We start from the raw sequence: 14,228 nt of genomic DNA on the forward strand, positions 1-14,228 counted from the left end.
ACCACGGTCTCGTTGACCGCGTTGCCTACGCCGGTCGCACCGCCGCCGACGGACAAGCCCTTGTAGCACGCGATCAGACCTGCCGAAAGCCCGAACAGCAGCGCTTTGACCAGCGACACGATCACCTGAGGAAGGCCGGTCAGGATGGTCATTCCGAAGATGAACGCTCCCGGCGTGACGTGTTGGACATACACCACGAAGAAGTAGCTGCCGGTCAGGCCGACGACAGCAACCGCCGAATACAGCAGCAGCGCAACAAATGTCGCGGCGATCACCCGGGGCACTACCAGAGCCTGAATCGGATTGATCCCGATGACCTTCATCGCGTCGATCTCTTCACGAATCGTTCGGGCGCCCAGATCAGCGCAAATCGCGGTGGCCCCGGCGCCGGACACCACGATCGCGGTGACCACCGGCCCGACCTGGGTGATCGACGCCAGCGCCGCACCGGCGCCCGATAGGTCACCGGCGCCGACCTCGATCAACACGATGTTCAGCGTGAAGACGATCAAAACGGTGTACGGAACGGACAGCACCAAAGTCGGCACAATCGACACTCGCGCGACGAACCAGATCTGGTCGATCAGTTCACGCAGCGCGAAAGGTCGGCGAAAGGCAGCAGAAAACGTTTCGCCCGCCATGACGACGAAGTCGCCGACCGCACTGGCCGGCTTCGACCACTCGACCCGCGACAGGGCCGACCCACCGGATTTTTCAGACACCCGGCCTACCCGATCCGCCGACGACGACGTGACCAAGACCACGTTCCAGTTTGCTCGGGTCGCGTGCACCGGTAGCTCGGCCGATGCGTCCGACGGATTGGAAACGGGATGCTGAGCAGGAGCGATTCGCTGTCGTCAACCATTGAACTTGCGGTGATTGCGGCGTTCAACGAGTTTGCTCGCTCTTCTGGCTCTCGATGCGACTCATCGCGCTCCTCTGGCTGCAGGAAGTTTCGGTCACCCTGCGGTCAGCGGGTGCACCCGCGTACAGGAACACGACGGCGACGCCGCCGGCCGACTGCACGCATAGAACACGCCGAAAAGTTACGGATGCATCGAGGCGTGCGGGAGGGTTGTACTCAGCAAGAAAATATCTGCGCCGGAGCCGTCGACGAGTCGGAATCAGCCGCTGAGCTGGATGAATGCCCGGCACGCCAACAGGCCCGGCAGCGGCTTGGCTACCGTGTGCCGGGCTCGTGGGGACAACTCAGCCGACGTTCGTGCCGCCCTCCGCGATGCGCCGCACCGCGTTGAGGAAGACGTCGACGGGCGAACCGTCGCCTCCAGTCCCCGTCGCCGCAGAGCGGGTTGCGCGCAGTGATGACCCGCACCGAGGCGGGCCAAGCATAAAACTCGGCGTGATTTTTATCCCGGCGGGGTTGCAAGCTTTGCGGTCCAAGTGCCCGCATCAAATCGTGCCCTATAGTGGCGATATGCAACACGCTGCACAGCCGCGTCTCGTTCCCTCGCGCTGCCTCGCCGTGATACGTCGTTGCTGTTGTTGTCGTTGATTTCCTGACGCCGTTTTGACGCTGTAGAAAATCTTCGCGCTTCCCCGCCTCAGGGCGACTATCTCCGCATGGCCGGAGGAATCGAAATGCGCACCGCTTCACAGTCTTTCAGGAAGCTCAACACCAGTGACGATTCTGTTCTCGAACCACGGCACGGCCACGCCGGTAGCGACTGACGGCCGCGTTTTGGTCCGTTCGGCCACCGAACTGTCGCGCCTGACCCGCGACCGCGGCGGCATTGATTTGCACACCGTGGAAAAAGTCTTCTTCACCGACGGCAAAGCCGAGCCAGCACTCATCGACGCCGAAGCGGTCGCCGACGCCGAACTGGTCGGCCCGTTCCGGGTCACTGCCCCGTTGACGATCGAGGCTCGGACCGACACCGCCTCGGCGAGGCGGACGGATTCGCGATCGAATCGGTCGAGCCTGACCGGTGTGGCGTTGGATCCCACGGCACAACGGTTTACCCCCGTCGCGCTAGCCATCCCCGCCGAGACCGCCATAGAGTTTGACATAAGTTGGGAGCAGAACGAATTTTGATCCGCGACCCTGGGAGCGAATCGTAGATGAGCATTGCCGAAGACGTCACACAGCTGGTCGGAAACACGCCACTGGTGCGCCTGCACCGCGTAACCGAGGGTGCGGTGGCCGATGTGGTCGCCAAGCTGGAGTACTTCAATCCCGGAGGCAGCGTCAAGGATCGCATCGGGGTTGCGATGCTCGATGCCGCCGAAGCAGCGGGATTGATCAAGCCGGACACCATCATCCTCGAGCCGACGAGCGGGAACACCGGTATCGCGCTGGCGATGGTCGCAGCGGCTCGTGGCTACAAGCTTGTCCTGACGATGCCGGACACCATGAGCATCGAGCGCCGAGTGTTGTTGCGCGCGTACGGCGCCGAGCTCGTTCTGACGCCGGGGAAAGACGGTATGCCGGGCGCGATCGCCAAGGCTGAGGAGCTGGCCAAGAGCGACCAGCGCTACTTCGTCCCGCAGCAGTTCGAGAATCCGGCGAACCCGGCCGTCCACCGCGCCACCACGGCCGAAGAGGTGTGGAAGCAGACGGACGGCAAGATCGACTTCTTCATCGCGGGCGTCGGCACCGGCGGCACCATCACCGGGGTCGGACAGGTACTCAAGGAACGCAATCCAGACGTGCAGGTGATCGCCGTCGAGCCGGCCGCGTCGCCGGTGCTGTCCGGCGGGCAGAAGGGGCCGCACCCCATTCAGGGCATCGGCGCCGGATTCGTCCCGCCGGTCTACGACGAAGACGTCGTCGATGAGATCATCACCGTCGGCAACGAGCACGCGCTCACCATGGCCCGGCGCCTCGCCACCGAAGAGGGTCTGCTGGTCGGGATCTCTTCGGGCGCAGCGGTTGTCGCGGCGTTGGAGGTGGCTCGTCGGCCCGAGAACAAGGGCAAGAGCATCGTCGTGGTACTGCCGTCATCCGGTGAGCGGTATCTGAGTACCGTCCTGTTTTCCGATCTGGCGGACTAGCCATGCTCACCGCGATTCGGGGGGACATCCAAGCGGCCAAAGACCGCGACCCCGCCGTTCCTAGCACGCTGCAAGTCGTGTTCGCCTACCCCGGAGTACATGCCATTTGGGGGCACCGGGTGAGCCACTGGTTGTGGGAACGCGGCGCGAAAGTGGTCGCGCGCACGTTGGGTGAGATCACCCGAATCCTGACCGGAGTCGACATCCATCCGGGCGCGATCATCGGCAAGGGCCTGTTCATCGACCACGCCACCGGGGTGGTGATCGGCGAGACCGCCGAGGTGGGCGACGACGTCACCATTTTCCATGGCGTCACGCTCGGCGGAACCGGCGCACAGACCGGCAAGCGTCATCCGACGATCGGAGACCGGGTCATCATCGGCGCCGGCGCGAAAGTCCTCGGCGCGATCAAAATCGGTGACGACAGCCGAATTGGGGCCAATTCCGTTGTCGTCAAGGAGGTTCCGAATAGCGCCGTGGTCGTCGGAGTTCCCGGACAGGCCATCAGCCACCACGGCTCCAGCGGCAGCGACGCCTTGGTGCCCGACCTGGTCGGAATAAGCCTGCATTCCCTGCTCACCCGGGTCGCCAGGCTCGAAGACCAAGCGCACACGCCGCAGACCGACCGGGTCATCCGGCCACCGGAAGCCGGCGTGTGGCACGGCGAGGACTTCTCGATCTAGGCTGCGCCCGACTCTTCCCAGGCGCCATACCCACCGAGCAGGTCCCCCACGCTTTCAAAGCCCGCGGCGCGAAGCACACTTGCGGCCACCAGCGACCGGTAACCGCTGGCGCAGTAGGTGACCACCGGCGCTGCGGGGTCCAGGCTTTCGAACGAGTCAGTCAGGGTCGGCAAGGGAATCTCTTGCGCCCCAGGGACGACGCCGTCCTCGGTCTCCCCCGGGTTGCGCACGTCGACAACCTGCAGACCGGGTTCGTCGCGGAGCAATTCGGCCAGCTGCTCCGGCGTGAAGCGCGCCGCGGTCTCGACGAGGTCCGGGTGCCGCGTGAAAACGGCTGCCAGGTCGTCTAATTGGCCGACGACGCGGTCCAACCCGACTCGGGCAAGACGGGTCTTGGACTCCAGCGAGGTCCCGGCATCACCAACGAGGACGATATCGCGATCGGGCGGGAAGACTTGTCCTGCGCTTTCGGCGAACCGGCCTTCCAGCCCAACATTAACGGCACCTCGCAGGTGGCCGCGGGCGTATTCGGCCGGGTCCCGGGCATCCAGCAGGATCGCCCCCACCGCCGCGTACCTGCGCACCTCGTCGATGCTCAGCAAGGGCGGCGCTCTGTCGTCGAACAAAGGGCGCTGCTCGCGGTTGCGCACCGAGTCGAACTCGAAATAGTGCGGTTGCGGCGACTGACCCTCGGTGATCGACGCGACAAACTCATCGACGTCGGAAAAGTGCAGTGCATAGTTGTCGCGCCGCTGGTCACCAATCGTCGAACTGGTCTCGCTGGACATCTGCTTGCCGCATGCCGAACCGGCGCCGTGTGCCGGGAAGACGCGAGTGGCGTCGGGCAGCTTCAACAGCTTCTCGTGCAGCGAGTTGTACAGCGAACGCGCCAACTCCTCCGAGGACAGGCCTTCGCCGGACAGCAGGTCCGGCCGTCCCACATCGCCGACGAACAAGGTGTCGCCGGTGAGGACGCCGTAGGGCACCTCGTCGTCGGGGCGCTCGTAGACCACGATGGAGATCGACTCCGGGGTGTGGCCCGGTGTCGCGAGGATGTCTAATGTCACATCGCCCAACGAGATTCGCTGTCCATCATGCAATGAATCCACCGGAAATTTCAGTTCTGCTTCTTCGCTGTAGCTGATCTGCGCCCCGGTGGCGGCCGCCAACTCCAGGTGGCCGGTGAGGAAATCGGCGTGGATGTGCGTCTCGATGACCCGCTCGATTTTCAGCCCGTGTTCGGCAGCTTCGGTCAGATAGACATCGATGTCACGCCGCGGGTCGACGACAACCGCCCGTCCGGTGGTCTCATCACCGATGAGATAGGACCCCTGCGACAAGCAATCCAAGTAGTGCTGCGTGAAGATCAATTTCGCCTCCCCGGGGCCGTCAAGACGTCGCCTTGCCACCACTGTTGCGCATCTTTTGAAGCCTCGCTGCGTGCGTCGGTAGTCGCGCCGCGCCGATTCCCGTCGCCGTGATCGCGATTTAGCGGGCCTGCCGCCGGGTATAGGCGCAGTTGACGGGTTGAAATCACGGGGAGTCTGAATATTGGCGCTGGGCGAATTTAACCCGCAGCAACGCAGCAATTTCAGTTCGTTTCCATCTCTGTACGAGTCGGTTTCGAACTATGTTCGAGGTTCGAGGAACGAGGAGTCATGTCGATGAACAGCACAATCGGCGGTTCGGCGGTGCACGCGACCGTCGCCAGGCACATCGGGAGAGCGCGTGCCACAGGCATGTGCGGCATCAGATACCACTGTCGATGTGGTTGATCCACGGTGAATGCAGCGATGGCGACCGGCGGCGACATGCCCGCTGACGGCGCGTCTCCCGGTGTCGTGAGTGTCGGGATTGACGCCGATCTAGCCGAGGCCGTCGATCACATCTACCGGGCCGGCGTCGGTGGAGCACCATGTTGGACCCGTAATCGGCAGGGACAACTGCGAGAGTTGCCGATATCCAGATGGATGGGCGACCGATCTACCGATACTGACGACGAGTTGGCCGATGAACATGTTCTGGCTCAGTGCACCGCTCGGCCCACGCTCGACCTGGGCTGCGGTCCCGGCCGGTTCGTCGCGGCTCTACAGAACCGCGGGCATGCCGCCCTGGGTGTCGACACCTCCTGCGCTGCCATCGAGATGACGCGAAGCCGCGGCGGAACGGCGATGCGAGCGAATCTCTTCACACCGCTGCCGGCTGAGGGCTCCTGGGATCAGGTACTGCTCGCCGACGGGAACATCGGTATCGGCGGGGATCCGGTTCGCATGCTGCGGCGAGCTGCCGGTCTGCTCGCACCGGGGGGCATCCTGATCGCTGAACTAGAGACGTCAGCAACCGGAGTCCAGCATGAGACTCTCCGCTGGGAGACAGACGAGCATGTCGGGCCCTGGTTCCCCTGGTCGCGCGTCGGCGTCGATGCGGTTGGCGATCTCGCCCAGGCTGCCGGCCTCGTGGTGAACACGATCATCGAGATCTACTCGCGGGCCATCGCGGTGCTGACGGTCCCCATCACCGGTGAGGCATGACAACGTCAAGCCGCGGTGTCGAGGATCTGCACTACGCCGCTGGTGACACCTGCGACAAACAGCCTTCCGGTCGTTGAGTCGATCCCGAGGCTGTAGGGGTTTTGCACCGTCGAAAACCGTTTTACCTCACTTGGATTCGGCGTGCTCATGTCGTAGCCGAGGACTTCGTTGGTGCCCGATGACGCGACCCACAGCCGGTCGCGGGTTGCGTCGTAGGCCATGCCGTAAGGCCCGCCAGGCTGCAGAACGGAACCGACTTGCCTGGGCGTCGGCGCCAGTGTGAAGACGCGCACCGCGTTGCCTCGAGTGTCGGCCGCGATCATCCGGCCGTGGCGGTCCGCGACCAGATGGGTGGGTCCGGCGCCCGCAGGCGTGGACCCGACGACGCGCAAGCTTGCAGCGTCATACGTGGTCAGGGTGTTGACGCGCGCGTCGAGCATTCCGACCGTGTTGGCGACGGCTGCCATGCCGGCAGGTTGAACGCTGTCGGTAAAAGCCTTGACCACCTCGTTTCCGCGTACGGCGGCCACGGTGCCGCCGAGCTCATTGCTGACGAAGATGGTTCCATTGGTAGCGGCCGCCGCATCATGCGGCGCGGTTCCGGTGGCCACCGGGGGTGCGGCGGTTCCCTCCGGCAGGGTGACCCGTAGCAGGGCGTTGGCGGTCTCGACCGGAACCAGGACCGGTCCGCCGGGTTCGGCCAACTCGAGGTGGCGCACCGCTCCCGGCAGCGGCACGTGGCCGGTCACCGCTGCGGTGTCGGCATTGATGAGCACTAGTTGGTCGGGGTGACGGGTCGCTATCGCCACGGTGCGGGTCGCCGCATCGACGACGACACCTTCCGGCGCCTGACCTACCGCGACGATACGCCCGGACACCGGGCTGGATTGCGTTGGCGCGCTTTGTGGTTCGGCCGCAGGCAAAAGCCCACTGCTCGACGGCCGCGTTCCTTCGGTCGGCACCCCGGATGGCACCAGTCCTGTCGTGGTCACAGCCGACGAGCCGGCTGGTTGACGGCTGTGTCCGGCGCAGCCCGTGAGCGCCAGCACAACGCACCCGGCGACCAATACTTGTTGGCGGTGTTTGTTCATCGCCGGCGGTATACCCAATTCGCTACCAATTGGTGAAAATGACGCTGTTCAACACCAGTGCGCCCACGGCGTTCACCGCCAGCCACCACCGCTGCGCCCGCACGGGTAGCAGCGCGGGCGCCGCCGTGAGCCACACGGTGAACGGCAGCCAGATGCGCTCGGTCTCGGCCTTGCTCAGCTGGCTCAGGTCGGCGGCCACAATCGCGGCGATCGCCGCGATGACCAGCAGGTGCAAGCCTGACCGGCTCCGAATGCGGCCGATGTCGAACACCCGTCCGATGCCTGCAACGCTGCCCAGTCCGATGGCGCACACCACCGACGCCAGGTTGGCCCACACCCAGTACTGGAACGGCCGGTCATGAGCGATGCCTTGCCAATATCGTCGCTGGACAAGAAAATAGCCGTCGAACCACCAGAATCCGGCGAGCGCGAACACCGCCACAACCCCGAGAGCCGCCAGCACGGCTGGTAGCAGCGCACGCACCGCTGCGCGCCAGTGGTGTGCACATAGCAGCACCGCCGCCGCGAGAAACGACATCAACCCCAAGCCGTAATTGAGGAAGATCGCCCAGCCGAGCACCAAGCCGGCCAGGATGCCCAGTGCGACGGCCTTCCAGCGGTCGGCCCGGACGGCCAGTGCCAACAGAGCGATGCCCCACGCCGCGACACCGGCGTAGTACCCGTCGGCCGAGACAGCGATCCAGATGGCCGTCGGTGCCAGCGTCAGGAATGGGGCGGCCAGTCGGGCGGTGGTCTCGTCGCTGACCGCCCGCAGTGTGACGAGGACTGCCGGCGCGGCGCCGGCGCCGGCCAGCAGGCACAGCAAGCCCGCCCAGGCACCGCCGCCCAGGCCGATACGGTCCAACCACACGAACGTCAGCAGTGCACCAGGCGGGTGGCCCGATACATGAGTGATCCACGAATGTGGTTGGTAGTCAACGATTCTGCTGGCGAATGTTCGCAGTGCCTCAGGAATGTCGGTGATCGTCGGCACCTGCCGCAGGTACTCATGCTCTGTTGTCAGGCGACCGGCGAAGCCACGCTGCCAGCCGTCGATCATGGCCAGCGAGAACGCCCACAGGGCCGACGTCAACCACGTCGCCAACGTCAACCACCGCCACGGCAGCCGCTGTGCGAGTTGAGGTCCCCGCCACACGGCGGCCACGCCGAGAGCAACCGCGGCACTCGTGCGCCAGCCGCCGTGCACCTCCCACCAACCGAAGATCGGCGCTGTTCCGGCGAAGGCCGCGAACCGCTTGGGCTTCGCATGGGTCAGCGGCGTCAAGGCCAGGTTGTGCAGATACAGGTGCGGCAGCAGAAAAGCCGCCGAAACCAGGACGACTCCCAGCAATACGGCGACCGCGTCGCGGCGGGTGGCTCTCACGGGCGGCGACCGATCGATAGCTTGACGGGCCTGCCGGTGCCACGCTTCGAATTACACAAGTCTTCCCCTGGGCCGCCGCAAACGCTCCCCGCGACCTTACGGGCTGGCCGCGGCTCTCCGCCCTGCACCTGCCGGCAAATCTGGTTGCAGTTGACGGACCCGTCACTCTTTACACACTGCTCGAACAACCGCAGAATCAGCTCATGCCAATTCGCTGCACGCCGGATCCCGGTGTGCAGGCCTACTCGTTCACCGTCGACTAGCGGCGTGAAAATACTTCTCACCGGCGCTGCCGGCTTCATCGGCGCTCGCGTGCGCACTGCGCTGCAAGCGGCGGGACACGACGTGCTCGCCGTCGACGCCATGTTGCCGGCTGCCCACGGGCCCGGCTCGCAGGTCCCGGCAGGGTGCCGGAACGTCGATGTACGCGATGCCGATGCGCTGGCCGAGCTGCTTCCCGGTGTCGATCTGGTGTGCCACCAAGCGGCGGTGGTGGGTGCCGGCGTCGATGCACGAGACGCTCCGGACTACGCCAGCCACAACGATTTTGGCACCACCGTGCTGTTGGCACAGATGTTCAACGCCGGGGTTCGCCAGCTGGTGCTGGCGTCGTCGATGGTGGTGTACGGGCAAGGGCGCTACGAATGCCCGCAGCATGGATCGGTCGACCCGCTGCCGCGGCGGCGCGCGGACCTCGATGCCGGAATCTTCGAACACCGCTGCCCGGTCGGGGGCGAGGAACTCTCGTGGCGGCTGGTCGACGAGGACGCCGCGTTGCGACCGCGCAGCCTGTACGCGGCCAGCAAGACTGCCCAGGAGCACTACGCCCTGGCGTGGTCGGAATCGACCGGAGGCTCGGTGGTGGCTTTGCGGTATCACAATGTCTACGGACCGGGAATGCCACGTGACACGCCGTATTCGGGCGTCGCAGCGATATTCCGCTCAGCTCTGGAAAAAGGCGAACCGCCAAAGGTTTTCGAAGACGGCGGCCAGATGCGCGACTTCGTCCATGTCGACGATGTGGCCGCAGCCAACCTTGCGGCGGTAGAGGCCGGACGTGGCGGCTTCACTGCCACCAATGTTTGCTCCGGACAACCCATTTCGATTCTAGAAGTCGCCACCGCGCTGTGCGATGCGCGGCAGGGCGTTGTCAAACCGCTGACCACGGGCCAGTACCGTAGTGGCGACGTGCGCCATATCGTCGCCGATCCGGCCCGCGCCGCTGAATTGCTCGAATTCCGCGCGACCATCGAGCCGCGAGCGGGGCTGCGCGACTTCGCATCAGCGCCGCTGCGCGGTTGAGCACCTGATTGAGCGTCTAGGTTCGACGTCTAGGTTCGACAAAGTGAGCAACAACCTGGTGACCGTGGTGCTGCCGTGCCTGAACGAAGCGGAATCGCTGCCCGCGGTGCTGGACGCCATTCCGCCGGACTACCGGGCGCTGGTGGTCGACAACAACAGCACCGACGGCACCGCGGAGGTGGCCGCTCGTCACGGAGCGACGGTCGTCGCAGAGCCGATAGCCGGATACGGCTCGGCCGTCCACGCCGGCGTCGTCGCGGCGACCACACCGATCGTGGCCGTCATCGACGCCGACGGTTCGCTCGATCCGGCTGATCTGCCGCGGCTGGTTGCCGAACTCCTCCAGGGTGCCGATCTGGTGGCCGGTCGACGCCGCCCGAAGCCCGAAGTGCACTGGCCGTGGGTCGCCCGGCTGGGCACCGCGGTGATGAGCTGGCGGCTACGCACCCGTCACGGCCTGCCGGTGCACGACATCGCGCCAATGCGGGTATTTCGTCGGCAGGCGATGCTCGACCTCGGTATCGAGGACCGGCGATCCGGCTATCCGCTCGAATTGCTGGTGCGGGCGGCCGCGGCCGGATGGCGCGTCGTGGAGTGCGACGTCGATTACGGTTCCCGGACCGGAGGGAAGTCAAAGGTCAGCGGATCCCTGCGGGGCAGCATCATCGCGATCGTCGACTTCTGGAAGGTGATCTCGTGAGCGTGGTCCCGGTGACGGTGCTGGTCGTGGCCAAGGCCCCGGTGCCCGGCCTGGCCAAAACCCGGCTGGCGGCAACCGTCGGCGATGGTGTCGCCGCCGAGATCGCTGCCGCGGCGTTGCTGGACACGTTGGACGCCGTGGCCGCCGCTTCGGTGACCGCGCGAGTGGTGGCCCTGACCGGCGACCTGAGTGCCGCGGCCAAAGCCAGAGAGATCGCCGATCGCCTGCGGGCATTCACGATCATCGACCAGCGCGGCGACGACTTCGCGGACCGGCTGGCGAACGCACATCTCGACGCCGCCGGCAGCTCTCCGGTGCTACAGATCGGGATGGACACACCCCAGGTCACCGCGGACCTCCTGACCCGTTGCGGGCGGCGCCTCGGCGAAGCCCCGGCGGTGCTGGGACCCGCCCGCGATGGCGGTTGGTGGGCGCTCGGACTACGGACGCCTGCCGCAGCAGGCTGCCTGCGTACGGTCGCGATGTCCCAGCCGGACACCGCGACGATGACATTGGCGGCGTTACGCCGCGATGGTCTTGACGTCCGAATCCTCGATGAGTTGGCCGACGTGGACGTGGTCGGGGACATTGCAGCAGTGCGCGACGCTTGCGCGTCGATCAGTCGATTTGCCGAGGTCACACGCGCCGCGGGGCTCTGACTGCGGCCCAGACAGCCGGCTTGACGAGACAACCGCGCCGATGTGGCAGACAATGATTCGATGCGACTTCTCATCGGTCTGGTCAGCGCGGCTGCGATAGTCGGCCTAGCGGTTCCGGCGCTGGCCGACCCGCCGCCCGACCCGAACAACTCCACCGTCCCGCCGGACCCTGCCGCCGATGCGCACTTCATCGACTCGCTCAGCAAGGCCGGCATGACGTTCCGCAACGGCTCGGACGCCGTCGCGGCCGGCAGATACGCCTGCGACATGATGAATCAGGGCGCGGCGGAAACCGATGTGGTGAGCAAATTGAGCATGCTCAACCCCGGATTGAACAACGCCGGTGCGATGAAATTCGCGGCGCTGGCATCGAGCACCTACTGTCCGGATTATCTGAGCAAGTCGAGCACGCCAACCAAAAGCAGCGGGGGCCTGGGGGGCCTGTTCGGCGGACACTAGAACCACTTGCTCCCCCGGGTGGACTCGAACCACCAACCCTCCGGTTAACAGCCGAATGCTCTGCCAATTGAGCTACAGGGGACTGCTAGGTGTCCGCGAACACGTCGGCCCGGAACGAGTGATGACTCTAGCGTACCGGCGCACGCGCGCCCAACCAGACCGATAGCCTGCCGGCAGGCGCACGGTGGTCGGTATGGGGCAGGATGGAAGCGCACCCACCGAACCTTCAAGAAGGGGCCGTTTTGATCCGCTACGTCGTCGTGCTGGGACTGGGCTATGTGTTGGGCACGAAGGCCGGTCGGCGTCGTTACGAGCAGATCACCGGTACGTACCGCGCACTGACCGGCAGCCCCGCCGCCAAGTCGATGATCGACGCCGGCCGGCGCAAGGTCGCGGATCGGGTCTCGCCGGACGCACGGATGGTAACGCTGGCCGAGATCGACGACGCAACCACCGTGGTCGAGCGCCAACAGTCCCCGCGCTAAGCCGTGAGGTCGTCGCCGTTGGCCTGCTCGAGCAGGCTGCGCCGGTAGGCCTCCATCGCGACCAAATCGCCGAACAGCGCATGGTATTCGTCGCCCTGCTCCACCGGTGACATCCGCTGCAGCTTCGACTTCACGTCCGCGATCTGTCGGCCGATCCAGACTTCCTGCAACCGGGCCAGCACACCGGCGATGTAGCGCGGCAGTTTCTCGTCGTCCTCGACCCGGATGGCCTCGACGCCGAGCTCGTTGACCAGGCCGGCGGCGGCAGGCGACAGCGCCTTCTGGCGTACCGAGTCAAGCCACTCGGCGCCGCCGACCCCGGTCGTGGTGCCACCGGCCGCTTCGATCGCGGTGCACACCGCGGCGTACCCGGGATGGGTGAAGCTCTCGACGGTCAGCGCGTCGAACACCGGCCCGGCCAGCGCGGGATACTGCAGCGCCGATTTGAGTGCCTCGCGCTGGGGCCACAGCGTGGGGTCCTTGGGGTTGGGACGGGGCACAGCCGGTTTTGCGCCTGCCTCGGCCTCGGCGTGAGTGGGACGACGAAGCCTGCTGCGACCTTGTGCCGTCGGGTTTTTCGCCTCTTCGCGCGCCCGGCTGATGACTTGGGCGACGTCGGGCCAGCCGACCCAGCCCGCCAGTTGTCGCGCGTACTCGTCGCGCAGCGTCGGGTCTTTGATCTGGGCCACGATCGGTACGCAACGGCGCAGCGCCGACACCCGGCCTTCGGCGTTGTCCAAGTCGATGTCGTTCAGTGTGGTGCGAATCGCGAACTCGAACAACGGAGTTCGTCGTGCCACCAGATCCCGCAGCGCCCCGTCGCCGGACGCCAGGCGGAGGTCGCACGGATCCATCCCGTCGGCCGCGACTGCGACGAACGACTGACCGGCCAGTTGCTGCTCGCCGGAGAATGCCTTGAGTGCGGCCGCCCGGCCCGCTTCGTCACCGTCGAACACGTAGATGAGTTCGCCGCGAAAGAAGTTGTCGTCCATCATGAGTCGGCGCAGCATCGACAGGTGCTCTTCGCCGAACGCGGTGCCGCAGGACGCCACCGCGGTGGTGACCCCGGCCAGGTGCATCGCCATCACGTCGGTGTAGCCCTCGACGACGACGGCCTGATGTCCCTTGGCGATGTCGCGCTTGGCCAGGTCGATCCCGAACAACACCGACGACTTTTTGTACAGCAACGTCTCTGGCGTGTTGACGTACTTGGCTTCCATCGGGTCGTCGTCGAACAGCCGTCGCGCGCCGAACCCGATCACCTCTCCGGACGTCGACCGGATCGGCCACAACAGCCGGCGGTGGAAGCGGTCCATCGGCCCGCGTCGGCCCTCGCGCGACAGTCCAGCCGCTTCCAGCTCTTTGAATTCAAAACCCTTGCGCAGCAGATGCTTTGTCAGAGTGTCCCAACCCGAGGGCGCGAAGCCGCAGCCGAAGCGACGGGCTGTGTCGGCGTCGAAATTGCGCTCGGTCAGGTACTTGCGGGCCGGCTGCGCCTCCGGCGATTCCAGCGCCGCCGCGTAGAACGCCTGCGCTTCGGCGTTGGCGGCGGTCAGCCGGCTGCGACTCCCCCGGTCGCGCTGCACGTTGGTCGTCGCGGCCCCGGTGTAGCTGATGGTGTGCCCGATCCGATCGGCGAGCAGCTCGACGGCCTCGACGAAGCTGACGTGTTCGATCTTTTGGAGGAAGGCATACACGTCGCCGCCCTCACCACAGCCGAAGCAGTGGAAATGACCGTGATTGGGTCGCACGTGGAACGACGGCGACTTCTCGTCATGGAACGGGCAGATGCCCTTCATCGAATCCGCGCCCGCCCTGCGCAGTTGAACGTAGTCGCCGACGACGTCCTCGATGCGGACACGTTCGCGGATGGCGGCGATATCGCGATCAGAGATGCGGCCGGCCATCGGGCCAGTCTAGAG

General features: G+C 65.7%; 14 protein-coding genes and 1 tRNA gene. 9 read left to right on the forward strand and 6 right to left on the reverse strand.

Annotated elements, in window-relative coordinates; translation table 11 throughout:
* A partial coding sequence (locus ACQY5A_RS01345) for an MlaE family ABC transporter permease (RefSeq protein ID WP_428338640.1) occupies positions 1 to 641 on the reverse strand: 641 nt, incomplete at its 3' end.
* Positions 642 to 1,639: 998 nt separating this feature from the next.
* Between ACQY5A_RS01345 and ACQY5A_RS01350 the strand changes: the two genes are divergently transcribed.
* From ACQY5A_RS01350 to cysE, 3 genes are read left to right on the forward strand one after another with little or no spacing between them, the layout of a single operon-like run.
* Positions 1,640 to 2,053: a hypothetical protein gene (locus ACQY5A_RS01350; RefSeq protein WP_428338579.1), complete on the forward strand. Its 414-nt coding sequence runs from the start codon at positions 1,640 to 1,642 to the stop codon at positions 2,051 to 2,053.
* A 26-nt stretch (positions 2,054 to 2,079) separates the two neighbouring features.
* Positions 2,080 to 3,012: a cysteine synthase A gene (gene cysK / locus ACQY5A_RS01355; RefSeq protein WP_428338580.1), complete on the forward strand. Its 933-nt coding sequence runs from the start codon at positions 2,080 to 2,082 to the stop codon at positions 3,010 to 3,012.
* Between the two features lie 2 nt (positions 3,013 to 3,014).
* Positions 3,015 to 3,695 (forward strand): serine O-acetyltransferase, encoded by a 681-nt coding sequence (gene cysE, locus ACQY5A_RS01360; protein WP_428338581.1) that lies wholly within the window; start codon positions 3,015 to 3,017, stop codon positions 3,693 to 3,695.
* Here cysE and ACQY5A_RS01365 read toward each other — a convergent pair.
* Positions 3,692 to 5,065, reverse strand: coding sequence for an MBL fold metallo-hydrolase (locus tag ACQY5A_RS01365; protein ID WP_428338582.1), 1,374 nt, complete (start codon positions 5,063 to 5,065; stop codon positions 3,692 to 3,694). The two genes, cysE and ACQY5A_RS01365, sit on opposite strands and share 4 nt — an antisense overlap.
* A 423-nt stretch (positions 5,066 to 5,488) precedes the next feature.
* On the opposite strand from ACQY5A_RS01365, the gene ACQY5A_RS01370 reads away from it, so the two are divergent.
* On the forward strand, positions 5,489 to 6,226 hold the full coding sequence (locus ACQY5A_RS01370; protein WP_428338583.1) for a class I SAM-dependent DNA methyltransferase: 738 nt from the start codon (positions 5,489 to 5,491) through the stop codon (positions 6,224 to 6,226).
* A 5-nt stretch (positions 6,227 to 6,231) separates the two neighbouring features.
* Here the strand turns inward: ACQY5A_RS01370 and ACQY5A_RS01375 are convergent, their stop codons facing one another.
* Positions 6,232 to 7,104, reverse strand: a complete 873-nt coding sequence (locus tag ACQY5A_RS01375) for a YncE family protein (RefSeq protein ID WP_428338584.1) — start codon at positions 7,102 to 7,104, stop codon at positions 6,232 to 6,234.
* Positions 7,105 to 7,339: 235 nt separating this feature from the next.
* Positions 7,340 to 8,701, reverse strand: coding sequence for a hypothetical protein (locus tag ACQY5A_RS01380; RefSeq protein ID WP_428338585.1), 1,362 nt, complete (start codon positions 8,699 to 8,701; stop codon positions 7,340 to 7,342).
* 267 nt (positions 8,702 to 8,968) lie between these two features.
* On the opposite strand from ACQY5A_RS01380, the gene ACQY5A_RS01385 reads away from it, so the two are divergent.
* From ACQY5A_RS01385 to ACQY5A_RS01400, 4 genes are read left to right on the forward strand one after another with little or no spacing between them, the layout of a single operon-like run.
* The gene (locus ACQY5A_RS01385; RefSeq protein ID WP_428338586.1) at positions 8,969 to 10,003 is read left to right on the forward strand and encodes an NAD-dependent epimerase/dehydratase family protein; all 1,035 of its coding nucleotides are present in this window, start codon (positions 8,969 to 8,971) and stop codon (positions 10,001 to 10,003) included.
* Positions 10,004 to 10,046: 43 nt separating this feature from the next.
* On the forward strand, positions 10,047 to 10,703 hold the full coding sequence (locus ACQY5A_RS01390) for a glycosyltransferase family 2 protein (RefSeq protein ID WP_428338587.1): 657 nt from the start codon (positions 10,047 to 10,049) through the stop codon (positions 10,701 to 10,703).
* Positions 10,700 to 11,362 carry a TIGR04282 family arsenosugar biosynthesis glycosyltransferase gene (locus ACQY5A_RS01395; RefSeq protein ID WP_428338588.1) on the forward strand — a complete coding sequence of 221 codons (663 nt, stop codon included), beginning with the start codon at positions 10,700 to 10,702 and terminating at the stop codon, positions 11,360 to 11,362. The genes ACQY5A_RS01390 and ACQY5A_RS01395 overlap by 4 nt, the downstream gene beginning before the upstream one ends.
* 60 nt (positions 11,363 to 11,422) lie before the next feature.
* Positions 11,423 to 11,821: a DUF732 domain-containing protein gene (locus ACQY5A_RS01400; RefSeq protein ID WP_428338589.1), complete on the forward strand. Its 399-nt coding sequence runs from the start codon at positions 11,423 to 11,425 to the stop codon at positions 11,819 to 11,821.
* A 9-nt stretch (positions 11,822 to 11,830) separates the two neighbouring features.
* Here the strand turns inward: ACQY5A_RS01400 and ACQY5A_RS01405 are convergent.
* Positions 11,831 to 11,903, reverse strand: a tRNA-Asn gene (locus tag ACQY5A_RS01405).
* A gap of 160 nt (positions 11,904 to 12,063) precedes the next feature.
* Between ACQY5A_RS01405 and ACQY5A_RS01410 the strand changes: the two genes are divergently transcribed.
* Positions 12,064 to 12,306: a hypothetical protein gene (locus ACQY5A_RS01410; RefSeq protein ID WP_428338590.1), complete on the forward strand. Its 243-nt coding sequence runs from the start codon at positions 12,064 to 12,066 to the stop codon at positions 12,304 to 12,306.
* On the opposite strand, the gene dnaG is transcribed toward ACQY5A_RS01410, so the two are convergent.
* Positions 12,303 to 14,213 (reverse strand): DNA primase, encoded by a 1,911-nt coding sequence (gene dnaG, locus ACQY5A_RS01415; protein WP_428338591.1) that lies wholly within the window; start codon positions 14,211 to 14,213, stop codon positions 12,303 to 12,305. The two genes, ACQY5A_RS01410 and dnaG, sit on opposite strands and share 4 nt — an antisense overlap.
* Positions 14,214 to 14,228: the final 15 nt, after the last annotated feature.

Source organism: Mycobacterium sp., from assembly GCF_965277065.1.
Classification (GTDB): Bacteria; Actinomycetota; Actinomycetes; order Mycobacteriales; family Mycobacteriaceae; genus Mycobacterium.

Excerpts from the sequence above, each read along its gene's own strand:
- cysE (WP_428338581.1), top strand. The coding sequence starts at position 3,015 with ATGCTCACCGCGATTCGGGGGGACATCCAAGCGGCCAAAGACCGCGAC.
- ACQY5A_RS01370 (WP_428338583.1), top strand. The coding sequence starts at position 5,489 with ATGGCGACCGGCGGCGACATGCCCGCTGACGGCGCGTCTCCCGGTGTC.
- cysK (WP_428338580.1), top strand. The coding sequence starts at position 2,080 with ATGAGCATTGCCGAAGACGTCACACAGCTGGTCGGAAACACGCCACTG.
- dnaG (WP_428338591.1), bottom strand. The coding sequence starts at position 14,213 with ATGGCCGGCCGCATCTCTGATCGCGATATCGCCGCCATCCGCGAACGT.
- ACQY5A_RS01400 (WP_428338589.1), top strand. The coding sequence starts at position 11,423 with ATGCGACTTCTCATCGGTCTGGTCAGCGCGGCTGCGATAGTCGGCCTA.